26 protein-coding genes and 2 pseudogenes are annotated in these 22,375 nt (G+C 59.6%); 13 read left to right on the top strand and 15 right to left on the bottom strand.

Annotated elements, in window-relative coordinates; genetic code table 11:
- The first annotated feature begins 163 nt into the window (after positions 1-163).
- A complete protein-coding gene (locus SIL87_RS01925) occupies positions 164-463 on the top strand; it encodes a hypothetical protein (protein WP_405055203.1) in 300 nt (99 codons plus the stop codon).
- A gap of 346 nt (positions 464-809) precedes the next feature.
- On the opposite strand, the gene SIL87_RS01920 is transcribed toward SIL87_RS01925, so the two are convergent.
- From SIL87_RS01920 to SIL87_RS01910, 3 genes are all read right to left on the bottom strand, one after another.
- Positions 810-1,631, bottom strand: coding sequence for a S1 family peptidase (locus SIL87_RS01920; RefSeq protein ID WP_319612598.1), 822 nt, complete (start codon positions 1,629-1,631; stop codon positions 810-812).
- 211 nt (positions 1,632-1,842) lie between these two features.
- Positions 1,843-5,811, bottom strand: a complete 3,969-nt coding sequence (gene mobF / locus SIL87_RS01915) for a MobF family relaxase (protein WP_319612597.1) — start codon at positions 5,809-5,811, stop codon at positions 1,843-1,845.
- Between the two features lie 120 nt (positions 5,812-5,931).
- On the bottom strand, positions 5,932-6,240 hold the full coding sequence (locus SIL87_RS01910; protein ID WP_319612596.1) for a hypothetical protein: 309 nt from the start codon (positions 6,238-6,240) through the stop codon (positions 5,932-5,934).
- 569 nt (positions 6,241-6,809) lie between these two features.
- Between SIL87_RS01910 and SIL87_RS01905 the strand changes: the two genes are divergently transcribed.
- From SIL87_RS01905 to SIL87_RS01895, 3 genes are all read left to right on the top strand, one after another.
- Positions 6,810-7,205 carry a hypothetical protein gene (locus tag SIL87_RS01905; RefSeq protein WP_319612595.1) on the top strand — a complete coding sequence of 132 codons (396 nt, stop codon included), beginning with the start codon at positions 6,810-6,812 and terminating at the stop codon, positions 7,203-7,205.
- A 77-nt stretch (positions 7,206-7,282) separates the two neighbouring features.
- A complete protein-coding gene (locus tag SIL87_RS01900) occupies positions 7,283-7,954 on the top strand; it encodes a hypothetical protein (RefSeq protein WP_319612594.1) in 672 nt (223 codons plus the stop codon).
- A complete protein-coding gene (locus SIL87_RS01895; RefSeq protein ID WP_319612593.1) occupies positions 7,951-8,985 on the top strand; it encodes a hypothetical protein in 1,035 nt (344 codons plus the stop codon). Before SIL87_RS01900 ends, SIL87_RS01895 begins: the two co-directional genes overlap by 4 nt.
- A gap of 288 nt (positions 8,986-9,273) precedes the next feature.
- Here SIL87_RS01895 and SIL87_RS01890 read toward each other — a convergent pair whose 3' ends face one another.
- The gene (locus tag SIL87_RS01890; RefSeq protein WP_319612592.1) at positions 9,274-9,702 is read right to left on the bottom strand and encodes a type II toxin-antitoxin system VapC family toxin; all 429 of its coding nucleotides are present in this window, start codon (positions 9,700-9,702) and stop codon (positions 9,274-9,276) included.
- 80 nt (positions 9,703-9,782) lie between these two features.
- A pseudogene (locus SIL87_RS01885) lies at positions 9,783-9,956 on the bottom strand (type II toxin-antitoxin system Phd/YefM family antitoxin); the annotation flags it as partial.
- A 439-nt stretch (positions 9,957-10,395) separates the two neighbouring features.
- Between SIL87_RS01885 and SIL87_RS01880 the strand changes: the two are divergent.
- The 4 genes from SIL87_RS01880 (at position 10,396) to SIL87_RS01865 (ending at position 13,260) form a co-directional block, all read left to right on the top strand.
- Complete coding sequence (locus SIL87_RS01880) at positions 10,396-11,577, top strand: IS256 family transposase (protein WP_319612316.1); 1,182 nt, start codon at positions 10,396-10,398, stop codon at positions 11,575-11,577.
- Between the two features lie 245 nt (positions 11,578-11,822).
- A complete protein-coding gene (locus SIL87_RS01875; protein ID WP_319612591.1) occupies positions 11,823-12,443 on the top strand; it encodes an endonuclease/exonuclease/phosphatase family protein in 621 nt (206 codons plus the stop codon).
- Positions 12,444-12,589: 146 nt separating this feature from the next.
- Positions 12,590-12,838: a FitA-like ribbon-helix-helix domain-containing protein gene (locus SIL87_RS01870; RefSeq protein WP_319612590.1), complete on the top strand. Its 249-nt coding sequence runs from the start codon at positions 12,590-12,592 to the stop codon at positions 12,836-12,838.
- Positions 12,838-13,260, top strand: coding sequence for a type II toxin-antitoxin system VapC family toxin (locus tag SIL87_RS01865; protein ID WP_319612589.1), 423 nt, complete (start codon positions 12,838-12,840; stop codon positions 13,258-13,260). Before SIL87_RS01870 ends, SIL87_RS01865 begins: the two co-directional genes overlap by 1 nt.
- A 260-nt stretch (positions 13,261-13,520) precedes the next feature.
- Here the strand turns inward: SIL87_RS01865 and SIL87_RS01860 are convergent, their stop codons facing one another.
- On the bottom strand, positions 13,521-13,853 hold the full coding sequence (locus tag SIL87_RS01860) for a type II toxin-antitoxin system PemK/MazF family toxin (RefSeq protein ID WP_319612588.1): 333 nt from the start codon (positions 13,851-13,853) through the stop codon (positions 13,521-13,523).
- A complete protein-coding gene (locus SIL87_RS01855) occupies positions 13,853-14,110 on the bottom strand; it encodes an AbrB/MazE/SpoVT family DNA-binding domain-containing protein (RefSeq protein ID WP_319612587.1) in 258 nt (85 codons plus the stop codon). Before SIL87_RS01855 ends, SIL87_RS01860 begins: the two co-directional genes overlap by 1 nt.
- A 216-nt stretch (positions 14,111-14,326) precedes the next feature.
- Between SIL87_RS01855 and SIL87_RS01850 the strand changes: the two genes are divergently transcribed.
- The 3 genes from SIL87_RS01850 (at position 14,327) to SIL87_RS01840 (ending at position 15,776) form a co-directional block, all read left to right on the top strand.
- Entirely contained in the window at positions 14,327-14,674 is a 348-nt protein-coding gene (locus SIL87_RS01850; protein ID WP_319612586.1) for a type II toxin-antitoxin system RelE/ParE family toxin, read from the top strand.
- Complete coding sequence (locus SIL87_RS01845) at positions 14,671-14,955, top strand: helix-turn-helix domain-containing protein (protein ID WP_319612585.1); 285 nt, start codon at positions 14,671-14,673, stop codon at positions 14,953-14,955. The genes SIL87_RS01850 and SIL87_RS01845 overlap by 4 nt, the downstream gene beginning before the upstream one ends.
- A 302-nt stretch (positions 14,956-15,257) precedes the next feature.
- Positions 15,258-15,776, top strand: coding sequence for an AAA family ATPase (locus tag SIL87_RS01840; RefSeq protein ID WP_319612584.1), 519 nt, complete (start codon positions 15,258-15,260; stop codon positions 15,774-15,776).
- Positions 15,777-16,166: 390 nt separating this feature from the next.
- Here the strand turns inward: SIL87_RS01840 and SIL87_RS01835 are convergent, their stop codons facing one another.
- The 8 genes and pseudogenes from SIL87_RS01835 to SIL87_RS01800 all read right to left on the bottom strand — a co-directional run bounded on the left by SIL87_RS01835 (position 16,167) and on the right by SIL87_RS01800 (position 21,148).
- Positions 16,167-16,577, bottom strand: a complete 411-nt coding sequence (locus SIL87_RS01835) for a GlcG/HbpS family heme-binding protein (protein WP_319612583.1) — start codon at positions 16,575-16,577, stop codon at positions 16,167-16,169.
- 3 nt (positions 16,578-16,580) lie between these two features.
- Positions 16,581-16,922 carry a hypothetical protein gene (locus SIL87_RS01830; RefSeq protein ID WP_319612582.1) on the bottom strand — a complete coding sequence of 114 codons (342 nt, stop codon included), beginning with the start codon at positions 16,920-16,922 and terminating at the stop codon, positions 16,581-16,583.
- A 195-nt stretch (positions 16,923-17,117) separates the two neighbouring features.
- Complete coding sequence (locus SIL87_RS01825; RefSeq protein WP_319612581.1) at positions 17,118-17,360, bottom strand: YMGG-like glycine zipper-containing protein; 243 nt, start codon at positions 17,358-17,360, stop codon at positions 17,118-17,120.
- Positions 17,361-17,476: 116 nt separating this feature from the next.
- Positions 17,477-17,727 (bottom strand): annotated as a pseudogene (locus SIL87_RS01820) (MucR family transcriptional regulator); the annotation flags it as partial.
- 49 nt (positions 17,728-17,776) lie between these two features.
- On the bottom strand, positions 17,777-18,088 hold the full coding sequence (locus SIL87_RS01815) for a hypothetical protein (protein ID WP_319612580.1): 312 nt from the start codon (positions 18,086-18,088) through the stop codon (positions 17,777-17,779).
- Positions 18,085-18,777, bottom strand: a complete 693-nt coding sequence (locus SIL87_RS01810; protein ID WP_319612579.1) for a ParA family protein — start codon at positions 18,775-18,777, stop codon at positions 18,085-18,087. Before SIL87_RS01810 ends, SIL87_RS01815 begins: the two co-directional genes overlap by 4 nt.
- Positions 18,778-18,916: 139 nt before the next feature.
- A complete protein-coding gene (repC, locus tag SIL87_RS01805; protein WP_319612578.1) occupies positions 18,917-20,236 on the bottom strand; it encodes a plasmid replication protein RepC in 1,320 nt (439 codons plus the stop codon).
- A gap of 540 nt (positions 20,237-20,776) precedes the next feature.
- Complete coding sequence (locus SIL87_RS01800) at positions 20,777-21,148, bottom strand: hypothetical protein (protein WP_319612577.1); 372 nt, start codon at positions 21,146-21,148, stop codon at positions 20,777-20,779.
- Between the two features lie 134 nt (positions 21,149-21,282).
- Here SIL87_RS01800 and SIL87_RS01795 point away from each other — a divergent pair, with 134 nt between their 5' ends.
- Positions 21,283-22,014, top strand: a complete 732-nt coding sequence (locus SIL87_RS01795) for a lytic transglycosylase domain-containing protein (protein WP_319612576.1) — start codon at positions 21,283-21,285, stop codon at positions 22,012-22,014.
- Complete coding sequence (locus SIL87_RS01790; RefSeq protein ID WP_319612575.1) at positions 21,995-22,375, top strand: TrbC/VirB2 family protein; 381 nt, start codon at positions 21,995-21,997, stop codon at positions 22,373-22,375. The genes SIL87_RS01795 and SIL87_RS01790 overlap by 20 nt, the downstream gene beginning before the upstream one ends.

Genomic DNA, 22,375 nt, shown 5'->3' with positions numbered 1-22,375 from the left:
TGGAAGGAAGGAACGAGGGAAGGAATACCCTACCCACAGATTATCCACGATCCGCGAGGTCGCCACTCGGCCAAACCTCAAATACCGTGATCAAATACCGCCGAAAACCCATCGCTTTGCATGCTCAGGCTCATTCCGCGACACCAAAAATTTGCGCTTCGGCATGGGGATGGGCGCCCTCCACGTCAGCACCCCGGAGCGGCGCGATCGCCTGTGGCTGCTCAATGCCTTCGCTGTCGCCCTGCTCACTCTGCTCGGTGCCACCGGAGAAGCTCTCGGCTACGACAGGCACCTCAAATCCAATACCTCAAAGCGGCGGACCCACTCACTCTTCCGGCAAGGATGCATGCTCTACGAACTCATCCCCAATATGCCAGAGCATCGCCTCCGCCCATTGATCGAAAACTTCGCCCAAAACCTCGCTCAACAGTCAGTTTTCAATGGAACCTTCGGTACGATATAGGAATGAGGGGAGTCCTGAGGTTGCTGGTTCAAATTTCATTTGCTGATCCGGCCCCGCTCATGAGCGTTGGAACCGGAAGTTTTAGTTGTGGCAGGTGGGATCAAGCATGGATCGATAATCCAACCCAAATTGCGCTAGAGACTCAATGGGTTGCTGGATATGTTGTCGGGTCTGAATCTGTGTATAATAGATACACCAATAAACCAATTAGAATAAAAACAAAGGATCTAGATGGAATAAAGTTTTGGATCAAAGATTTTTGTGAAAAACATCCAACAAAATCTATTGCATGGGCCTCTGGTATATTCACATTAACTCATTTATACCAAAAATAGTTTATTAATTTCTATTTTGCCAATATTTTTTTAATATTAGCGAGACATTGAAGGCTAATTTTGTTTCCTGATTCCGTCTGATCTGTGATGATCTCTGGAATTTCGATTTCGAGGAGAGCGCTTGCTGGGGTCACAAACGCCAAGTCCGGTTCACCTTCGAAGCTGGAAGAAGCTACCCCGAAGACATCTCCTGCGCCATTGAAAACAGGCCCGCCGCTCGATCCCCCATGGAGATGTATGTTGGTTCGATAATAGGGCGGCCTTAGCTTCACCGAGGGACCGCGCTCAGCATAAAATTCTTGAAGAGCACCATCATAGAAGTCTGGTTGTAAATGTATCAATTGGCCTGTTGCTGCATCTCCGACGACTTGGTGGAGAGGGTAAGACCATGTACTAATAATGGATTCTATAGCAGGCTGAGTGGTTGTCAGTGAAAGAACCTTGGCGCGGTATGCCATACCAGTTTTGTCGTCGACAAATTCATAACGCGGAATTCCAAACGCAACGTCGGCCGTTTCGTGCATGAAAAACTTCCAGATTGGGCGGAACTTTATGCTGCCATTCGGTAGTGTGTCGGCTATTCCGACTGAGTCCGGATTCGTCGCGATAAGCTCCTGTGCCTCCTGGGCGACGTGCGCGGCAGTGGCGAATCCTCCTTTTGGCTGAAGATAGAATCCTGTGCCGATTAAACCTATTGATGTTGGGGTAAGTCGCTTGAGAATGGGAAAGATAGCAAGACGCCCGTCTGCTTGATCTCCATCAGCCGTCCCTATCATCCAGCTCCCTGGAATGGCGGTGCCAGCCAACGGATGCAGCGACGGAAGCGGGATCATTTGGCCGTTTTATACGGATTTCTTGAATTTCAACACTATCAGATCGGCTAATCCGGCAGTGACAGCCATCGTTCAAAAACCATGCTCAATAAAACTGAGTGTTCTTAATGCTCAAACCCTAATTTGTGGGCGTGGCAAAATTTTGGGCCCATATACGCACGATTTCGTCCATATAGTCCGGGCAGTGGCTCCCAAGCCGTAGTTTCACCCCTCACATCCCCATCCGTGGTCCCGGACGGTAACGCTGGCTCTCCTGTCTCATTTCCTCCATTTGCGCCTCCATCTGCTCGATCAGATCAAGATCACTGGCAAAATCCCGCAACGCCTTGTGGCTCAGCAATTTCACCTCTCTTGTGAAACGCGCCTTCGCCTCGGCCTCCCGTTTCTCCCGCGCAATCCGCGCCCGGTCGAACTCCGGCGACGCCCAGTATGGTGCTGGGTGCGCCGCGAGATCGTCATCCAGCCACAGCTTCATCTGCCGGTCGACCCACCGCTGGCGCAGGCCTTCAAGATCCGCCGCCTTGCTGATCTGGCTCGGACGATGACGGAACCGCCACACCGCCTGATCGATCAGCGGCGTCGCAGCCGCTATCACATCTTTCGACAGGCACCGTATCACCCGACCGATCTCCTGCAACGCCCCGCGTATGTCAGAAACCACCCGATAGGCGTCCGTCAGATCCTGGAACAAATGCGTCCGCCGGTTGCGCCGCCAGGTCTGCACCAGTGTCGTCGGGTCCTGCCGCTCCGCCTCACGCTGCTCGATCGGCTGAAACCCCGCATGCAACGCGCGCACCGCACCGGTCTGTACCCGGCACGCCCGCTCCAGGAACGACGTCGCACTCTCCGGTACCACCTGTCGCGACAGATTCTCCGCCATATGCGCCCACAGATCCGACAGGCCGATCGGACGCGGATCGCCGAGCGGGCGCCGCGCCATCACCGCGCCCCGCTCCGCCCCTTCCGATGTCACCATAAAACTCGCCACCCGATGCCGGCTCGCCGAAACATAGGCCTTGAACCCGTTCACCGTGCCACTGCCCCCCGGCATCGCCAGGATATGCTCGGTACCCGTCGACCCCTGCGCCGCGTCAATCGTCAGCACATCGCCATAAGTCAGCCGGACCCGGCCATGAACAGGGTCACGCAGCCGGTCCCAGGCAACCATCCCCTCCCGTCCGGTCCCACGCCGCAGGCGCAGCCCAGCGGCATCCACACCAGTCACCTCCAGTACCGAGCCGTTGTTGCCGATCACACCGTGACCACCATCGGCAAAACGCGCCGTCGTGCGCGCAAAGAGACGCACCCGATCCCCTATCGCCAAACGCAGGTCATACTGATCGTCCATCTGATCACACGCAGGCACTACCACCGCATCGGCACCGATCTCCCCCGCGGCACGACGCCGCTCCCGGATCGCCGTGGCAATCGCCCGGGCATCCGTATTGCGCGGCGCGGTCACGCTCAACGTATAATCGGCCTCATTCGCGTGCCGCGCCCGGTGACGCTGCCATAGATCGGCCACCGCCTCGACCGCCTGCTGGTAGCCACCCGGCACCATCATTGCCCGGTCCTCCGCTCGCAATCGTCCCAGGGCAAGATCGGCATAACCCGACCGGAACAACAGCGCCGTCTCACGCTCGCTCACCGTGACCTGCCGTACCGAGCTCAGCAGTTCCGGCACCGCCTGCGGCCCCACCGCCTTGCGTAGCAGATCGATCACCGGCCCCGCCTCGATCGACTGGCATTGCAGCGGATCACCAATCGCAACCAGCGTACAATCGCTCTCCGCCCGCACACGCAGCAATTCCAGCATCTGACGCGTTCCGATCAAACCCAGTTCATCGATCACAATGACACTGTCCCGATCGAGCATGATCTGCCCGGCTCTGATCCGGTCCAGCAGGACCGACAGCGCGGCCCGATCCTCGCTCGCGATCCCCGCCGCCTCCAGATCATCCGACTGCCGCCACGCCAGCGCCGCGCCATAAACCCGCCGACGCTGCGCCTTCCAGGCCGTAACCAGCGGGGCCAGAACGGTCGATTTCCCCGAACCAGCAACCCCGATCCCCACCGCAAACCGTCCACTCGTTCCCAGATGCAGCGCCAGATCAGCTTGCGCCCTCCCCTGCCCGGTCGGCGCATACTTCCCGAACGCCTGGGCAATATCAATCGCCAGATCCATTTCCGGCAGAACATCGCGCCGGTTGCGTGAAGCCCGACGCGCCAGATTGATCAGCTCCGCCTCGCGCGCCGCATGCATGGCCGTCGTCAGCCTCACCCTGGAACGTGGCCCAGTATCCGTCTCACCACGGATCAGACGCACCATCTCCCCATCCTGGCGCACCCCGTACTTAAAGAACATCGTCATCACCGCATCGACATCGGTCTCATCGGCAATGCCACTCACAATCAGACCACGCGCCGCAGCCACGCGCGCCACCGACTCATCGATCACCGCCCGACGCTTCAGATCCCGCTCAAGAAACGGTAGCGCCTCATGATAAGCGACGAGGATCCGTAGCGAATAATTCGCCTCACCGGCTTCCTTGCACCGACGCTCGAAGGCCTCCGTCATCCCCGCACCAGACACGGCGATCGGTGCCGGGAACCGCACCGGCGCCGGCACCTGGTGCAGCGCCCCACTGGCCTCGCCCGGTTGCGTGATGACGCTCCGCGCGCGCCATCCCAATGCCCGTGCCTGTTTCCACCAGGCCTGCCGGTCGCTCAGATCGTCCTGCTTGGCCTGGCGCGGATCACCCTGCACACCGCGTTTCGCGAACCCGATCTGCTGCTCAGGCGAAAGCGCATCCCAATCAAGCCCGGCATCGCGCGCATAACGCCGCGCCGCGTCCACCCCACGCTCGGTGCGTTTCGAGAACGCCTGCCGCAGCGCCTCCGGTATCATCGTGATCCGCGCCGAACCGCGCTGCGGGTCCAGCGACGTTGCAATCCCTGCGCGGCGCAGATTGGCCGCCAGATAGGCCTGGTACAGCGCACCCCATTCATGGACGCGCCCCTCCAACTGCTGCAGGTCAAGCGAGCCCACCCGGCCGCTCGGCGTCAGCACAACATTCGGCACCGCCACATGGGTATGCAATTGCGGATCACCCGCCACCTTCAGCGTCACCAACTCCGTGTGACTGGCCCCGCCCGCCTCGTCTCGTCGCACCACCTCCACCGTCGGCCGGCTGGCAAAATGCTCGAACGCAATCCAGCCGATCGCGCCCTTCTCCGCACCGTAACACCCCCCCTTGCCACGCCGCGCCTGCCCGATCCCGCGCTCGACCACGCGCATCGCCGATTCCACCGCCTCACGATGAGCCTGCAGAATCATGTTCTGCTCCACCGGCGTCGGCGCCAATGCCCAGGCCAGTGACACCGTTTTGTCCGCCGACCAGCACAGGTCGATATATCCGATCGCCGCGCGTGATGCGGTCAGACCCGATTGTAGCGACCCCGGCACCACTTCATGCCCGTTCGCCAGTCGCCCCGACCGGATCATTGCGAGGGCCGCCTCGTTGGGCTCCCTATCCCTTACCCCGTAGAGCCGCAGGAACCGTTGCCGCGCCGCGCCGGCATCGCCCCTCAGCGCCGTCCCGTCCGCTCGCTTGCCCTCCAGGATATGCGCGATCTGTACAGGCTGCGGCACCCCGGACGGATCAAGCCCCAGGAGATCGGCCAGCGCCACCACCGGACGCTGCACCTGCTTGCCATCAATCGGCCATCCATCCGCGCGCCGACCACCCAGGATCGCCGCAATCTCATCAGCCGCCGGATGACCTGTCGGATCGAGTGCCAACAGACGCACCAGACCGGGGTGCATGTCCGATCGCACCCGCGCCATCGTCTGCGCCAGATCCGCCAGCGCCGTCTCCGGCATCGCAGCGATCCGCCGGGCAAAAGCAATGCCACCGGACCCCAGGCCCGGTTCCGCGCGGATCGCTGCATCCAGCACCGCGGCATCACCGCCCCGCCCACGCGGAGACGACACGCTCTCCCTCATCGCGCCCAGCTGTGCCTCGCCGCGATCCGGACGCAGTGCCGCGGGCATGGTGCCGTGTTCGTAATATTGGGCCAGCGCCATCTGCGCCGATGACAGAGTCTGCTCAAGCAGATGCGCCGCCATCGCCCGTGCCGCACCGGGTGATCCCGCCGCACCAGTACGATACGTCAGCACCGGTTCATCCGATCATCCGCGACGACACGCGAGACACACGCGACACACGGGACACGGCAGATATCGCCATGTTGAACCACCGCTCTCCCGTCGTGATGGAGCACACCATAACAAACGCGATCAGCCCTCCGAGAGAACACGCCGCACCGCCGTCGCCACGCCGGTCCCGATCGTATCGGCCAGACCGTTGATATCTCCTCTGAGCTGCATGATCGCATCACTCTGTATGTTCAGCGTGGCAATCAGCTGTTTGATCAGCTGATTCAGCTCCTGTTCATCCTTTTCCGGTTCGGCAGCGGCAATCAGCAGACGGCGCAGCATTTCCGAATGCGTCTCCTCAATATCCAGCATCTTGCGCAGACCACGTTCCAGACCCTCAACCGTGTCACGCAGAGCCGTGAGCGATGCAGCGATCTCACGCTCGGTCATGCTTCTCCCTCCCGCACGCCCCAATCGTCACGCGATGTTGGCTTGGCGCGTAGAGGTGCACAGGCACAGGGACCACCGCCAAACCGGCACCCCGCACGGCGCGGTCGAACAGCCTTTCTTGTACTCAGATCTCCCGACCCAGCGTCCAGCCCATCAGACATGCCACCCTCGCCTTGGCTCCGACAACTGCCCCTCGGTTTAGCACAAGGGTGCCTTGGTCTGTAAAACATTTTTCTGACCTTGCTTGGCCAAAACATCGACACGGTCACACCATGATACCAGCACTTTATCGACCAGACGCTCAACCAGCCCCTCACAGATCGCTCGATCTTGATCATCGGCGGTCTATCCCGCCCCTGTCCCACCTCTGGACCGGCCGTCAGCCGGGCCAGGCGAGAGCAATGCACTGCGATCATGCCGAGGCCATCACCTCTGAGCGCTCTTCACAGCGTATTTTGATGAAGTCGGACTCTGACTTGGATAATATGAAGTGATCCTGCGGTCCTGATCTGCCGATACTCGATCGAGCTGCCGGATTGTTTCTCATCCCCGCAAGGCAGGAGGCCAATATGGCGTCTGGCAAGGATACCGGCTTCAAAATTACTCCGGACGAAATCAAGGCGATCGCCGAGCAGATGAAATCCCTGCCCCACGCGCGCGATGCCGCCATCACCAGCAAGCGCGATGCCCTGGTCAGCCTGGCACCCGCCATCAAGGAAATGCAGGACAAGGGATATACCATCGCGGCAATCGCCGAATGGCTGTCGCGCCATACCCAGGTCAAGGTCAGTGCCGCCACCTTGCGCGAGGCGATCAAGCCGCGCCAGCGCAATGTGAAGACCCCGATCCGTCAATCCAGATCAAAACCGAAAACATCGCTCCCGCAGCCAGAGATCACCCTGCTCGACACGCCCTCCCCCCGCCCGACATCCGATGCCGCGACGCTGCCACTCGACGGTCTATGAAACGCCGGGTCATCTCCATCCTGCGGTACCAGTCAGGGACACGGCACAATAACAATCCCGGGACAGGCCAAATCCTGGTGACGATCGCGCTGGCTGATCACGCCAGGCGGCGACGTGACGAGGCTTTCGTGCTGATCCATACCAATCCTGACCATCAGGCTGATCTCCTCTGTATCGGCGACGAGGCCGCCGCGATCCATAGAATCGATCCCGGACAGGCCGCAACAGAGAGCGAGCTCGCCGATATCATCGGCGCAACCCGGGAGAGGATGATCATCATCACCGGCGGGTCCGCTGATCTGACAACGATCCACCAATCAGGCGTGGCTCGAACCCAGTCCGACAACCGGATTTCAACCGCGTTCAGCACACTCCTGGTGATCCCGGACGCGCCACTCGCGCCACTCGAGCTGCACGAATTGACGCATATGGAACCGGATCGGCTTTGGCTCATCGGGCGTTCTCGCCCTGACCGGATCGATGCCAGACACCGCGATCCTGAGGGTCATCGCCCGGGGGACGTCGATCGAAATGATCCCGGTTATCTTACGTTCCCCGTCCCACCCGCCTGGGCCGTGCGCGCAATGCTGTTCGGTCATCGATCACCGGCCCATCTCCTCACCACGACGCCCTTGTTCGAACGGATTGCCCTCGAACAATGGCGCAATCGCTGTGCCGAATTCTTCCTGCCGATCCTGGGTCAACCACGACGGTCACGTGTTCCCAGCAGCGCATGTGCAATGCCATGACCTCTGCGCCACCCGACAGCACCCTGCCCGATGTCGCATCCCTCTATCGCGAAATCGCCGGCATTGAACCCGATACCATCACCATCACCCGCATCCGCCGGATCGGCCGGCTCCTCAAGCTCACGGAAACCGATAGCGGCTGGATCCTGCTCGTCGTGCTGGCAGCCCACGCCACCAGTGCCGCCACCAATCTGCAGGCAGCATCCACCCTCGCCGCTTCCCTCGGCGTCGCGACCGGCAACGTCACCCGAACCAGCGAGGCCTTACGCGAGGCAACCGAGACGGCCGCCAGCATAATCGCCGTGGCAATCGATCAGGCCAAACCGGCATTATCGAGTGTATTCGAAGCAGCGGAGATACAGACGCGTTGGTCGATCGCGGGGATCGAGGACAATCTCTCCCGTACGATCGAGGCAACCGGCAGCAAGACGGGAAATTCGATCGTCACGCAGATCGAAACGGCAGCCCGGCAAGCCACCGTGGCTTTCACCGGCGACACAAGGCAGATCATCACCCATATCGAGGACGCCATTGCCACCGCTATCGCCTCCGCCTCAAGGACACTTCAGGCATCGGCAACCGATCTGCAGGAGGGCGCCACCGCAGCGCGCGATGCCACGGTCGAGGAATGGCGATCCAGAGCCATCACCGCGATCAGCAAGGCCATCGAGGACCGTGTCAGGATCGATGCCACCGAGGCGCGCCTCAGTGCCCTCAAGATCGGCGGGACCATTGTCGTCGCAGTGCTCATCATGATCGCCGTCATCTTCTATGGTTCGCATCGGGTAATGTGGCAGGACGGATACACGACAGGCGTCACCGCGGCCGCGTTGCATGATGACCAGCAGACCATCCGGGCATCATGGGCGAATACCCATGACGGCAAACTGGCCTACCGGCTCTATCTGGCGGGATCGATCCCGCTACTCGCCAACTGCACCCAACCTGGTTGGAAACTCAGGAAAGGTGGCACGGTTTGCTATCCCTACGCCAAGGGGAAATCGACTTATGGCTGGGGGATCCACCCATAATCCCCCCGGCGGTCGAGGCACCAATCACCGGGGCTCGACATGCCCGATCGCCGTGGCAAAGCCGGAAACAACGAAACGCCCCGATTTTCCGTCCCCTCGCGATTCCGGCTTCCGTAACCGCCTCCGCGCTCAAACCCAGAGAACCCCTGAGGTTCGCCCCCTTCCGTGTTCTCAGTTTGTCCGCCTATGCTACAAATCGGGGCGTTTCGTCACTTCGGGCTGAGATTGCAAAAACAACCGGATTTCGGAAGGACGGGCGGGCCGAATGTGGTGGGAAGTCCGGAAATATTATGAGGCGCAAGCATCCCACGGGTTCAGGAGCACAACACCGGTCGGCACGAAATCGGCAACGTTCCGTGTGACGACCGTCATGCCATGAACCAGCGCTGTCGCGGCGATTAAAGCATCACGCTCGGCGCGCCGATCGGGAACATGTAGGCGCCCGCAGCACTGTGCGACAGCCGTATCTACGACAAAAATCCGGCCCCTGAAGGCAGGCAAAACAAGGGTATCGAGCCATGTGCGCAGCACGCCGCCTTGTTCCGGATCTTTCCGTTCGATCTGCAAGATGCCGATTTCCAGCTCGAGAACGGTGATGGCTGATATATACAAGCTGCCAGCATCCACGCTGTCAGCCCATTGCACGACGTTTGGGTCGGCTTTCCCTGAGCGGATTTTGCGCAGTTCGGAAACGACGTTGGTATCCAGAACAAACATCGAGACAAATCGGCCGGCCGGATACCGATGCTGACGCGGGGCGGATCAAATTCGATATCCTCCAGGCCCGGCATCGCCAGCGCGTCGGCGATTTTGCGATGCCCACCCGTGATGCGCTGATACTCCTCGATGCTGAGCAGCACATGCGCAGGCTTGCCTCGGTCGGTGATGAACACCGGCCCTGTCGAGGCGGCTTTCTTGGCCCGGCTGGTGTCCTGATTGAACTCCCGGCTGGATAGTGTGGTGATCGTCACGGGCGGCGCTCCTGCAAGGGTCGAATTGCCTGTATATCAATGTATAAACGTAAATACATCGCTCTGTGTCGTCAATGATCCGAGGTTTTACCCCACGCCAGCCAAACGGCTCTTTTCCCATTGCCTCTTTGCGGTATCTCCACAACGCATCGCGATTTACGTCAGAGCGAGCGCAGCGCGGGAGCGCCGTAGGCCGCCCGCGTAGCGGCGTCTGGCGCAGCCACTCAGGTCAAAGAGAGGCCAAAGGGGGTCGGGCACGAAAGTGAGTTTTACGTACGCTAGACGTGAACGAGGCGGGAACATTTTTCAGGTGGTGTAACCTGACGTCTGGAAATTCATTTTGGGTTGGGAGTTGGTGCCCTTGCCGGGGCATGCCCCGGCAAGGGCTGTTCATTCTGGTATTCCATGCAGTTGTTCACACCAACATGGAGACCGATGAATGGACGCCAAAAAGGATACGATTATCGAGGCACTTTTGGAACATCTGATCGAAAACGGCGCAGGCGATATCGCCACGGTATTTGCCAGGACCTTCGAACTCGCCATGCAGATCGAGCGCGAACGCTTCCTCCACGCCAGTCACTACGAGCGCAACCCCGATCGTCAGGGTTACGCCAATGGCTACAAGCCCAAGCGGATCGATACCCCGGCCGGGTCGATCACCGTCGATGTCCCCAAAACCGCCGGTCACGTGGGCGAACCCTTCTACCCACAGTCCCTCGAACGCGGCCGACGCTCGGTCCGCGCCGTCATGGTCGCCGTCGCCGAAATGTACATCAAAGGCGTCTCCACCCGCGACGTCGAGGCCGTCATGCGCGAATTCGGCATCGAAAGCCTCTCCTCCGCTCAGGTCAGCCGCGCCAGCAAGCTGCTCGATGACGAACTCGCCGCCTGGCGCACCCGACCCCTCGCCGAGATCCGCTACCTCATCCTCGACGCCAGATATGAAAAAATGCGCGATAATGGCGTCGTCCGCGATGCCGCCGTGCTCTCGGCCATCGGCATCGGACCCGATGAACGCCGCCGTGTCCTCGGCGTCTCGGTCGCCCTTTCCGAGGCCGAAGTCCATTGGCGTGCCTTCCTCGAAAGCCTCCATCAGCGTGGCCTGCGAGGCGTCGAATTCATCGTCTCCGATGACCATGCCGGATTGCACGCCGCACGCCGCGCCGTCTTCGGCGCCGCACACTGGCAACGATGCCAGTTCCACCTCGCCCAAAACGCCATCCACCACGCCCCCAACCACGCCATCCGCAAACGCATCGGCGCAGAACTCCGGACCGTCTGGAACGCAAATTCCCTCGCCGCTGCCCAGATCGCTCTCACAACCCTCGTCAATGCCTATCGCGACACCGCACCAAAGCTCGCCGATTGGCTCGAACGAAATATCCCCGAAGGCCTCACCGTCTTCACACTGCCAGAACCCCACCAGCGCCGGCTTCGCACTTCCAACCCCATGGAACGCGGCATCCAGCAGGAACTCAAACGCCGCACCACCAAAATCAGGGTCTTCCCCAACGAAGCCTCCCTCGAACGCCTCGTCAGCGCCGTCCTCGTCGAAATCGATGAAAAATGGGCCGCCGACACCAAGGGCTACATCAAGTGGGACTACCAGGATGCCTGACCCCCGCTCGCCCTATTTTCCAGACATCAGGTTGCTCAATCATTTTTCAGCTTTCTTGTCCGGAAACTGTTTTATCCACAATCTCGTCGGCATGTCAGGTTGTCGGACACTTCTGGGTTTGTCTGGCAAATCCTCGTTTTTCGGATAGGCGTACGTAAATGCTACTTTCGTGTGCGCTCCCCCATCCCTCCCCTCCCCTCGCCCGCGTCGATTGCTTGCGGGTCCTTGACCGCCGATAAAGCGGCATGCGCGTCGTGAGCTGGAATTTACTGTGGCAGAATGGGGCCGGGATCGACGATCTCGGCCGTCTCGTGGAGACCCATCGACCCGACCTGGTTCTAATGCAGGAAGCCACTCTCCCGGCTGACGCGCTGACACGGCAGCTCGGCGGGTTCTGTGTACGCAAGGCGATGTCGGGACAACTTTACGGCCTCGCCGTCTGGAGTCCCCGTCGCTTCACCACGACGGTGGAACCCCTCCCGGTGGCCAGTAAATTTGACCTGCCGGTCCCGCTGTTTCGGCTGATTGATGCCCGCCTCGCCCTCATCGTCTGTCTTGACGGACTTCAGATCGCCACCGTGCATCTGGATCATGGCCAGATCGCCAACCGTCGTCAGCTTCGCCACCTGCTCCGTGCTCACGAGCAACTTCATGCGGTGATCGGTGATTTCAACGCCCTCGGAACGCTCAGTCTGACCGGTTTTGCCGATGTCGGCCCACGCTGCGCGACCCATCGGGCCAAAGGTCTGGTGCCATTACGACTTGATCGGTGTCTGATCCGCGGCCTACGCTGCACGAATGCGGTTTCGCTGGCCTATGGCAAGTCTGACCATCGGCCGATCCTGATGGACCTGGAACCGATATAGCCCCGAACAATTCCACCACGCGCGATAATGTGAGTTATAAGCCTCCGAAGCAGCAAGCCGAAAATCTGCAATCGTCGAGATCTTTGACATCATTGATGGCAGTGCTACAAACGGTCCCTATGCAGATAAACGAAGGCTCACGACCCATGAGCAGCATCACGATCCGAAACCTTGATCCCGCGATCAAGGAGCGGCTGCGGGTGCGAGCCGCCCAACATGGCCACTCGATGGAGGCGGAACTGCGCAGCATCCTGCAGGCGACTCTGAAAGAACCGGAGCAGCGTCCCAGGCGCAATTTGTATGAGCGCATCCGTGCCCGTGTTGAGCCTTTGGGCGGCATTGAGTTGGAACTGCCGCCGCGCGAACTGGACCGCGATCCACCCCGGTTCGACTGATGCTGATCCTGGACACCAATGTCCTGTCGGAGATCATGCGGCCGCGTCCCGCGCTCGAAGTCGCTGCGTGGCTGGCGCGCCAACCCGACGATCTGCTGTATACCACCGCAATCTCGCAGGCGGAGGTTCTCTCTGGCCTGGCGATTATGCCTGAAGGGCGCAGGCACCGCGAACTTGAAGCTGCCGCGCGCGGCATTTTCACCGAGGATTTCGAGGACCGCATCCTTCCCTTCGACACGGATGCGACAGCGGCCTACGCTGAGATCGTCGCCGCGCGCCGACGCACGGGCCGCCCGACTGCGCCGCTTGACCTCATGATTGCCGCGGTCGCCGTGTCTCACAACGCATCGGTGGTCACGCGCGATACCAAAGGGTTTGATGGCTGCGGTGTGACGCTTGTGAATCCCTGGCAGGTTTCATGACCGGCGATGTCACAGATAAGATCGGCAAAACCATACCTAACTCCCGCAGCAATCCGGTATCCGATGCGGTTGGGCACATACGCCACGATGAGTTTGCGATCGGCGGGACATTTTGGTGCAGCGGCCACTTGGCGCGGCACCCCTCCCCCGATATCCCCCCGAACAATTCCACCACGCGCGATAGTCCACCTTCTCGTGCCAATGCTCGGAGCCGCCATCTCCCGATTCGGTGGTCGCTTACCGGACAAAGTCAGCTGCAATTACTCCATGATCGTCGCGAGCTTCGCCAGTACGTCATCCATGATGGCTGGTGGCAGACTTTCGAGCTTGCGGCCTTTCCGGGCTCCGATGTCGAGGGCGCGCGGCTGATCGCAGCGCACAACGCCCGTCGTCTGAATGCGCGCGCCGGAAAGCGACACCGTGAACCCAGCCGTGCGGGCGAAATTGCCGCCGGTCGTGATCGGTAGCACTACGGGCGTCTTGGTCAGGCGATTGAACGCACCCGGCGACACGAGCAGTACAGGTCGTGTCCCCTGCTGCTCGTGCCCCGACATGGAATCAAACGAGACGAGATAGATGTCACCCCGCTCCATTATAGCAGTTCGCGGCCGACCGGTTTGGCGTCGAGCCATTCACGGTCTTCGGCGGTCAACTCAGCCGCAGGATCGCATTGCGCCAGTAACTCGTCCAGCGTGTAGCGGGGGCGTTTGGCTGGTTCGACCACAAGGCGTCCGTTATCCACCGCGAGCCCGACCCTGGCGCCGGCAGCAAGATGGAGAACATCGAGCAACGCAGGTGGCACGGCGAGCATAATCGAACCACCGACTTTGCGCAGATTGGTTATGTGCATGATGTCCTCGAAATATTATATTTTAGTATAACAAAATGGATCCCGCTTTGCAACGCATTTGCGGAGCCATAATCGGACGGTGGCGCTCGCAGGTGGTCATGATCGAATTCGCGCGATGATCTGGCACCCCCAGTTAAGTGTATCCGCTGTCCACCAATCGGTCGACGGGAGCAGGAAATGGCTTGCGTGATCATACAAAAACTTATATAGCTCGTTATGGTTGATAGCTTCACGCTCAAGCCCGCGACGTTCCGGGGCACTTCATTGGAAGACCTCCGCGCCTTCCCAGCGTCAGCCCGCCGAGAAGCGGGCTACCAGATCGACAAGGTGCAGAACGGAGAGCCGCCGACCGATTGGAAGCCCATGGCCGCAGTCGGGCAAGGCGTGCAGGAAATCAGGATTCGGGATGAGGCAGGCGCGTTTTGGGTGATCTATGTCGCAAAGTTCGCTGATGCGGTCTACGTCCTGCACTGTTTTCAGAAGATGACGCAGGCGACGAGCAAGGCCGATCTGGATTTGGCAGAGAGGCGCTACCGGGATTTGGTGAAGGAGTTGAAGGCATGAGCGAAGAACAGACATTTGCGAGCATCTGGGACGCCATCGAGGACACCCCGGCCGAAGCTGAAAACATGAAGCTCCGCTCTGCGCTCATGCGGGCGCTGGAAGCGCATATCCGGGCCAAGGGATTGAGTCAGACCCAGGCCGCCAAACTGTTCGGCGTCACGCAGCCGCGTGTCTCTGATCTGCTGCGTGGTAAAATCAACCTGTTTGGGCTGGATACCTTGGTGAACATGGCTGTGGCGGCGGGTCTTCACGTGGAAATGCGCGTTCTGGAGGCAGCCTAAAAAATGACCCATGGTCGTTGTCAGGTGACCGGGCAATTCTGCCTATTGAGCAAACGAGAACCTTGCCGAACCCGGGGTAAAGTTTGAGTGCGGCCCCCGCCTCCATGATCCATCCGACCCGATGAAGAAACTGTACTTCAACATTCTCGACGCTTTCCGGACTGCCGAACGTGGATCCGCCTACGCTGCGGCGCTCCTGGGGTTTGCGCTCCACTACACGCGCACTTCAGGTCGGCGGTTCGAAGGGCTGTGGCGGTGATGCACGCGCTCATCATGGGCCAACTCGCCGGGGATGTCCCGCTATGCTGATCGCGTTCGGCGGCCTTCCCGGAACGGGGAAGACGACGATCGCGCAGGCGCTCGCTCGTCGTGTCGGTGCAATCTACCTCCGCATTGACGTGATCGAGCAAGCGATACGAGACGCTGGGGTGCTGGCTGGCGACATCGGGCCAGCCGGATACCAAGTGGCAAACGCCTTGGCGACGAGTAATCTTGCCCTCGGTCACATAGTCGTCGCCGACAGCGTCAACCCGGTAGCCGAAAGCCGTGCGGGCTGGGGCGCCGTGGCGGCAAGCGTTTCGGCCCGGTTGGTCGAGGTGGAGGTTGTCTGCTCTGACGCTACCGAGCATCGACGCCGGGTCGAGGAGCGCCCCTCCGATATTCCCGGACTATCACCACCGACATGGCAATCAGTGGCAACCCATCATTTCGAACCGTGGTCTGATCCACACTTTAGCATCGATACCGCTTGCCTCACGGCGGAGGAGGCAGTGATGGCCATTGAGGCTCATATCTCCAGAATCATAATCCAGGCTGGGTGACGCTGGTGCTACCAAAATTGCCCAAAGCTGACAGCTCCGCAGGCACTGGGCCGGATAGGGGCGCGCAATCTGGCAACCCTCGTCACCGCGCCGCGTAGGCGAACCACCCAAGCCTGGGAACCGACATGCCGTCTTCCGGCCGGAAAAACACTCTTCGTTTTCCTGCCCCCTCCCCTCCCCCGATATACCCCCGAACAATTCCACCACGCGCGATAATCGGGCTTATCGCGTGTAGATCACCGCAGCGGCATCATGATCGCGATGAAAAAGCCAATCGAAACAACCTATTGACCTATCCGCCACATGGTTGGCCCCCAGTTCCAGCTCTACCTGTCCGTTGCTGCGGGCGGTCGCTACCTGCCCCTTGGCGACCCGCTGATCTGGATCCTCTTAAGGATAGAGTCCGGCCAGAGCGCTGAGCACTGTCGCGCAAAGAGTTTCATCGTCTTCTGGCGACCCTCCCGAGGACCCGACACCACCCACAACCATTTCACGGTATAACAGGGGAACCCCGCCGGCGAGTGGCAGGCGACCGGGAAACGCCAGCAACGCGGGGTTACCCTTCACCTGATCCTGGAGCACCGCAGTCGGAGACCGGACAATGGCTGCCGTGCGCGCCTTCAGCCAGGCCGCCTCTGGTGTGTGCAGCCGAGCCCCGTCAAGACGATCCAGCGCCAACAGCACGCCGGCATGATCGACCACCGCGATACTGACCTCGAAGCCCCGGCGCTCAGCCTCGGCCCGCGCCGCCTGCATGAGAACCCGCACATCCGCGGCAACCAGTATCGGCCGGGTCTGCATGCCTTAACTCGAACTGTCCGGCGTCAGAGAAGTCGATTCCATCACCAGATGATAGAACCGCCCCTTGAACAATTTCATGACCTCAAGCGTGGCCTGATGCGCCTTCGGCAGGATATCAGACTTAAGGGCGGCCTCAATCGCGGCCATCGAAGGAAAATCCATCTCGAGGATCATCGGCGTCGGACGAGCGTCAGCATCAGCCTGGGTCGTTCGTAACACTCGCACCGCCGTGACCTGAGGAAACTTTCGCCACATCGGCTCCAGTTCGGATTTCACACGCGCAAAAAATTCATCCTCTCGTCCAGCTTCGATGGTTCCCTCGTAAATCGCGACGCGTGTCAGCACGAATGCCTCCCGTAAGTGTCTGGCGCGACCGCGGTGATCGCCGTGCAGCAACTGGATGTCCGGAAGGCAGATTCAAGTTATGGCGTGCCGCGCCGGTCAAGACCGATTGCAGCGGTCGCGGCGCTACGGGGGGGCCGAATGCCGTTGTTCCCATATCTATCTCCTTCTATGTAGTCGGACATCCATCCGTCCATGTTAAAGTGGATGGCCCAGATTAATGGTGCTCGGATTGGTGACCGCACCGGCCACAGCACCAAGAGCACCGCCGATCAAGGCTCCGCCCGCCGGCCCAGTACCCGTAACCGCACCAATCACCGCTCCCGTGCCGGCACCAATTGCGCCGCCGGAAAGTGCGCGGCTACCGGGCGTATACCCACATCCAGAAAGAGCGAACGCCGTCCCCACCAGCATAACACCAAGCAACATGTTTCGTTTCATCGCATTTTTTCCTGTCTATGTGGCTGTTACATACGTGAGGGGGGTGATCGGGAACTCGCAAAGGCCCAGCTCAGCCCCCGTTGCAGACGGACCCTCGAAAAGATCCGTGGTCGGTTTCAGGCAACTTTCTTCTTACGCAATGCGACAGCCGCCGGTGAAATCGGATCGACCGGTGCGGGTTTTCTTCCGAGTCCTCTTCCTTTCGCAAGAGCGGAACGGGTTGCAGCGTAGGAGGGAGCGACCATGGGATATTCAGGGGGAAGTTGCCAGCGTGCGCGGTACTGGTCTGGCGTCATGTTATATGCCGCCGGAGTATCTTCAGTCTCAACCCATCTTCAAGGCAGATAATGTAATCGTTGAAGACTGACGATACCCGGTACGATATAGATATCCGGTATCTTAATGATACCCGATATCTACTGCGTGCTTCGGTGAAGCTGAAGTAGATGTTCAATAAACGCCTCCAGCGTCTCGAACCCAAGAGCTGCACGATGGAATTCATCGCGAATCTCGGGTCGCAACTTCATATTGAGTTGCGCCGTGCGCGCGCTTTTTCTTAGCGTACGGCGATCAATTTTCATGCCATCTGCTCGCCCAGCAAAACCCTCCTTTTTTGCATCCTCAATCGCAGCATTGGTGATCCCACGTTCGATCTTGGGCCGTGCCGAAACTGCTTCGATCGCCCCATTAAAATCGATTTTAAGGCCTCGCTTTGGCTCGGTCATCATGCCGCCTCCTCTCCTGCCCTGATTTTATGCTCTGTGATTAGTACGTCGTTGATTTCGGCAGCGAAGGCCTCTGCATTATCAATTGCTACCCCAGGCTGTCGGACATCGGCCGCGGTGAGGCTGTAAATGCTGCCACCTAGCCTGAATGGCGCCTTGAACGCCGCACGATCCATCATAGCCACACGTAATGTCGGAATTCCCTGATCTCGAAGTTGCGATTCGATGTCGCGCATCCCGCGATCAGCAATCACTGGCGACGTCTGCGAAAAAAATACCCTAAACGGGATTTTACGGCGGAATACCAACTCTTGCCGCCGGATAAGCTTAATGACACTTGCGGCCTCATCGGCATCTAATTGCGATCCCTTCATGGGAATTAGTGCAAGATCAGCTCGCCCCAATCCAACTGAGACCTCGACATTTTTACTCCCTTCAAGGTCAACAATGACAAATGGATCTGTCGCACTATCAATGACCTCTGCAACTTCGCTTCCGAGTCCACCCTTAACGGTCAGGCCAGAAGGCAGGCCGTCGGGGAATCTATTGGCCCACCGAACCAGAGGGGCATTCGGATCTGCATCGATCAACGTCGTTCGCACACCGCTATGCGCAAGGACGAAGCTCAAGGCCAAGGCAGATGTCGTTTTACCCACACCACCCTTGCTGCTTGCAAAAACAATCGTTGGCATAGCAACTCCTCACCGCTGAAATAGCCGGATTAACCGGATATCTTCTATCTATGACATACCGGCTATTCAATAGGTAGCCAATACCTCACACATACCGGGTATCTGAAAAATATGCGATATCGACAGAATACCCGGTATCTCACGGATATCCGGTATCATTCGGGGAAATGCGAGTTCTTGGGTAACGAGCGCCGCCAGTTCTAAAACTCCAAATTGTGCGGTCCAAATGCAACGCCCCCTCCCGCGCTTTCGCAACCATCCCATTGAAATATCCCCCTGGTGTGGTGCGGAAATGCTCGACCGGTTTGGTGGAGACGATCGCGACGGCAATCGCTGCTTGTTCTCGTCCCATTGTCAGGCAAGCATCGCCCCAAAGCGGTTTTGATATGCCGAGGTCGTGACGAAGCCAGTCGGCCGCGTCGACGATCTCTGGCCAGGATGGCGATGCTCGCCGGAGGTATGGTTTCAAGCGAGGCGCGATCCTGATCAGCTCGTCCGGGCGGATTTTCATCACCGATCCCCGGTCTGTGCGCTTCTCGTTGTTTTGTTCAGTCCCCTGGCGCTGCCCGGAAGTACATTCATTCGATGCCAGTACCGTATCCGGAGGATTAAGATTTTCGGTTGTAGATGTAGTATGGCGCACATTTTTGTCTGGCCTGCCCGACATTTCAACAGAGTCAGAACCAGCACTAGAGCCATATGCGAGGGCCATTTCTAGCGCTTGGCGAGCGGTCCGTGCGGTTGTTTCCAGTCGCTCGACTGCGATGGCCAATGCATCGGCCGCGTCAATGCCACGCAGACCAGCGCTGGCGGCTTCCGCGGCGGCTCTAAGGGTGGGTAGGGCAGGGTCCTCTATCCGCTGCTCGTGATAGGTCTGCCAAGTCTGCCGTAGGCTGTTGCGCGCTATCGTCGCCCGGCGACGCAGGCGCGCAATCGAAGCGCGCTCGGCCCGATACGCCTCAGCCGCTGCACGAAACTCCTCGATCCTCGCCCCGATCGGCGAGAGGTCGAACCCATAACCCTCCACGATCCGCCCCCTGGCATCGCGGCGGCCATAGCGTTTGGCGTTCGGGCTATCGCGCATCACGATCAAACCAAGCTCGACAAGGTGCCGATTGATCCGCCGAGCCTGGGTCTCGGTCACACCCAGTTCTGCTGCCTGCATCGATGAGCTGGGCCACACGATCGGCCGTGCGCCAGGCTGCCAATCCTGGGGCTGGGTAAACCTGAACAGCCAATCGATCGCATGAATCATGCGCGGGGAAATCCCCAGCCGTGGCGCGGCGGCTTTGAGTGCGGCAAGCGCCTGGCCGGGGGTGATGTCACCCCCGGCGAAACGCTCGGCCGTCGCCTCGGCAGGCAACATGGCGGGGGTGATGCGGCGTAGGCCGGTGGCTGATCCTGATATCGCATGGCGCGTGTAGTCGGCGTCATGGCCGGCTATGGGCACAGTCTTCATGGGGTTCTCCTGTGAAATGAGGGAACCGCCGGGCAGGGGAGGGGGCTGAAAGCAGGACGCAGTTTCCCAAAGCAAGCCTGGGCTTGCTTTTTTCGTCCAGATGATCGATATCAGGGGGGAGATTAGTCCATTTCGCCTTGGTCAGTTTGCCGCTGCCAAAGCTCTCCAGATATCAATTGCCTGCTTAAGCCCCGCCTCTTCGGCGGGCTTTTGCTTTTTTAGGCTGGTGTCATCGCTCTCCTCTGTTCGTTTTTGTCATAGGTCGCGTCTCGCAGGCTTTGCGATTCGCGATTGCCATCATGAGCGTTCGCCGCAATACGGGCAAACATCGCCATGAATGTAAGCCATTAACGTCCGATTGGCTGGGCCACACTTCACCAGCAAACCGTCCAGACCTGGTAGGATGCGTAAATAAATTTGCCGTCATATTATAGCAATTATCGAAATAAATAATTTCTTCTAAAATAGAATAAATTATGATAGAAATTTTATCCAACTTAAATTCTATATAATTTAGATATCTATCCCATATCATTTGAATTACTTCATATTCTTTATATGAACTGCGGTTTCTTGCTCTTGATCTTCGATTTTATTTTTTGGGTGTTCCGGGCCAAGACCTGCCTTTTCTGACGCGATCATCAAACGACGATTTTCAATAGCTCGTTTAATAGCCGTAATACAAAAGTCAGTTACGCTCTCATTTCTGAAAACATACTCCTGGACGGCCGAAATGAGTTTTGCTTCTCGAAAAGACAACTCTCTTTCTGTCCCAGAGCGAATGAAAACCGCTCGATCCTCATCGTCTGTCAGCACCCTATCAATGCGCTCCAGCGTGCTCTGATCTAATCGCAAGGTCGTTTTCGCTGTCAATCGTTTGGGCCGTGCCATGCCCATACGATACTTCGACATTTGATTTGGCACCAAACCGCCACCTTTTAATATTTTAATAGCATGCTCTTATTGACTTTTAGGCATGCTCTTATTTAAATGCAACCCATGATTTCGGTCTCCCCATTTTTGAACGATCCCCCACCGAGGCTGGCATGCTTCTGAGCGCGGCTTTCATCGGCATGCTGGCCGCCCGCTGCGCCCCGGGCATTGCGGCGGGCACACTGGCGGCGATTGCCGGCACTGAATCCGGGTTCAATCCTCTGGCGATTCACGACAACACCACGGGCTTAGCCATGACCCCGGCGTCACGAATCGCGGCAATCAGCACCGCGCGCCGCCTGATCGCCGCGGGTCATTCCGTCGATCTCGGCCTGATGCAGATCAACAGCGCCAACCTCACCCGATTCGGCCTGACCGTGCGCAGTGCCTTCACTCCCTGCGCCTCCCTCGGCGCGGCCGGGCGGCTGCTGGCCCTGGATTATCAGCAGCCTACCTCGCCCGGCGCCGATCAGGCCGCCCTGCAGGTGGCGTTCTCACGCTACAACACCGGCTCCCCGCGCCGTGGGTTCCAGAACGGCTACGTCCAACGGGTCGTCGCCACCGCACGGCGCGTCGTCCCCGAGATCGATCCGGCGGCCCCGGTGGTGACACCACCTTCCCCTCATTCCCCTCCGCAAGGGCGGGTTTTCGGCTCCGGTTCGGCGGTGGCGGATCATCCCGCCGCCCCGGCACCGACCGCGCCCGCCTGGAACATCTTCCCGCGCTCGGTCGGCCCGGCCCGGCTCGCGCGGCATCGTACGGTGACCATCACCGCGCATCGCATCGACCCGGCCGGGGCCTCCACCCCTCACAACAGGACATCCCATGTCGAACATCCAGACTGACCTGCGGGCGCGCCTCCAGGCATGCGCCATCGCCAACCTCGCGGTCGCTCTCGCCACCGCGCAGCGGATCAACCGCTACCGCCCCGCTGCCCTGCTCGCCACCGCCCTGCTGGTCCCCGCGATCGCCCAGGCCCAGGTGGTCACCGGCGGCACCTCGCCCACCACCATCCTCAGCAATATCGCGACCTTCATCCTCGGTCCCTTCGGGGAAACCATCGCCGTGCTGGCGCTGATCGGCATCGGTGTCGCCTTCATGACCGGCAGGGCCGGGATCGGCCTGATCGGCGGCGTGGTCGGCGGCCTCGTGCTGATCTTCGGCTCCTCCTATCTGGTCACCCAGTTCGTCGGCTCGGGCGCCTGA

The organism is Acidiphilium acidophilum (genome assembly GCF_033842475.1).
GTDB lineage: Bacteria > Pseudomonadota > Alphaproteobacteria > Acetobacterales > Acetobacteraceae > Acidiphilium > Acidiphilium acidophilum.
Note: the sequence above shows the minus strand (reverse complement) of the source record. Positions and strands in the feature narration are given on the sequence as shown.

What these genes read in the sequence shown, in the direction of transcription:
- SIL87_RS01925 (WP_405055203.1), top strand. Translation starts at nt 164, where the DNA reads ATGGGGATGGGCGCCCTCCACGTCAGCACCCCGGAGCGGCGCGATCGC.
- SIL87_RS01920 (WP_319612598.1), bottom strand. Translation starts at nt 1,631, where the DNA reads ATGATCCCGCTTCCGTCGCTGCATCCGTTGGCTGGCACCGCCATTCCA.
- SIL87_RS01910 (WP_319612596.1), bottom strand. Translation starts at nt 6,240, where the DNA reads ATGACCGAGCGTGAGATCGCTGCATCGCTCACGGCTCTGCGTGACACG.
- SIL87_RS01905 (WP_319612595.1), top strand. Translation starts at nt 6,810, where the DNA reads ATGGCGTCTGGCAAGGATACCGGCTTCAAAATTACTCCGGACGAAATC.
- SIL87_RS01895 (WP_319612593.1), top strand. Translation starts at nt 7,951, where the DNA reads ATGACCTCTGCGCCACCCGACAGCACCCTGCCCGATGTCGCATCCCTC.
- SIL87_RS01890 (WP_319612592.1), bottom strand. Translation starts at nt 9,702, where the DNA reads ATGTTTGTTCTGGATACCAACGTCGTTTCCGAACTGCGCAAAATCCGC.
- SIL87_RS01880 (WP_319612316.1), top strand. Translation starts at nt 10,396, where the DNA reads ATGGACGCCAAAAAGGATACGATTATCGAGGCACTTTTGGAACATCTG.
- SIL87_RS01875 (WP_319612591.1), top strand. Translation starts at nt 11,823, where the DNA reads ATGCGCGTCGTGAGCTGGAATTTACTGTGGCAGAATGGGGCCGGGATC.
- SIL87_RS01870 (WP_319612590.1), top strand. Translation starts at nt 12,590, where the DNA reads ATGAGCAGCATCACGATCCGAAACCTTGATCCCGCGATCAAGGAGCGG.
- SIL87_RS01865 (WP_319612589.1), top strand. Translation starts at nt 12,838, where the DNA reads ATGCTGATCCTGGACACCAATGTCCTGTCGGAGATCATGCGGCCGCGT.
- SIL87_RS01860 (WP_319612588.1), bottom strand. Translation starts at nt 13,853, where the DNA reads ATGGAGCGGGGTGACATCTATCTCGTCTCGTTTGATTCCATGTCGGGG.
- SIL87_RS01855 (WP_319612587.1), bottom strand. Translation starts at nt 14,110, where the DNA reads ATGCACATAACCAATCTGCGCAAAGTCGGTGGTTCGATTATGCTCGCC.
- SIL87_RS01850 (WP_319612586.1), top strand. Translation starts at nt 14,327, where the DNA reads ATGGTTGATAGCTTCACGCTCAAGCCCGCGACGTTCCGGGGCACTTCA.
- SIL87_RS01845 (WP_319612585.1), top strand. Translation starts at nt 14,671, where the DNA reads ATGAGCGAAGAACAGACATTTGCGAGCATCTGGGACGCCATCGAGGAC.
- SIL87_RS01840 (WP_319612584.1), top strand. Translation starts at nt 15,258, where the DNA reads ATGCTGATCGCGTTCGGCGGCCTTCCCGGAACGGGGAAGACGACGATC.
- SIL87_RS01835 (WP_319612583.1), bottom strand. Translation starts at nt 16,577, where the DNA reads ATGCAGACCCGGCCGATACTGGTTGCCGCGGATGTGCGGGTTCTCATG.
- SIL87_RS01825 (WP_319612581.1), bottom strand. Translation starts at nt 17,360, where the DNA reads ATGAAACGAAACATGTTGCTTGGTGTTATGCTGGTGGGGACGGCGTTC.
- SIL87_RS01815 (WP_319612580.1), bottom strand. Translation starts at nt 18,088, where the DNA reads ATGATGACCGAGCCAAAGCGAGGCCTTAAAATCGATTTTAATGGGGCG.
- SIL87_RS01810 (WP_319612579.1), bottom strand. Translation starts at nt 18,777, where the DNA reads ATGCCAACGATTGTTTTTGCAAGCAGCAAGGGTGGTGTGGGTAAAACG.
- repC (WP_319612578.1), bottom strand. Translation starts at nt 20,236, where the DNA reads ATGAAGACTGTGCCCATAGCCGGCCATGACGCCGACTACACGCGCCAT.
- SIL87_RS01800 (WP_319612577.1), bottom strand. Translation starts at nt 21,148, where the DNA reads ATGTCGAAGTATCGTATGGGCATGGCACGGCCCAAACGATTGACAGCG.
- SIL87_RS01795 (WP_319612576.1), top strand. Translation starts at nt 21,283, where the DNA reads ATGCTTCTGAGCGCGGCTTTCATCGGCATGCTGGCCGCCCGCTGCGCC.
- SIL87_RS01790 (WP_319612575.1), top strand. Translation starts at nt 21,995, where the DNA reads ATGTCGAACATCCAGACTGACCTGCGGGCGCGCCTCCAGGCATGCGCC.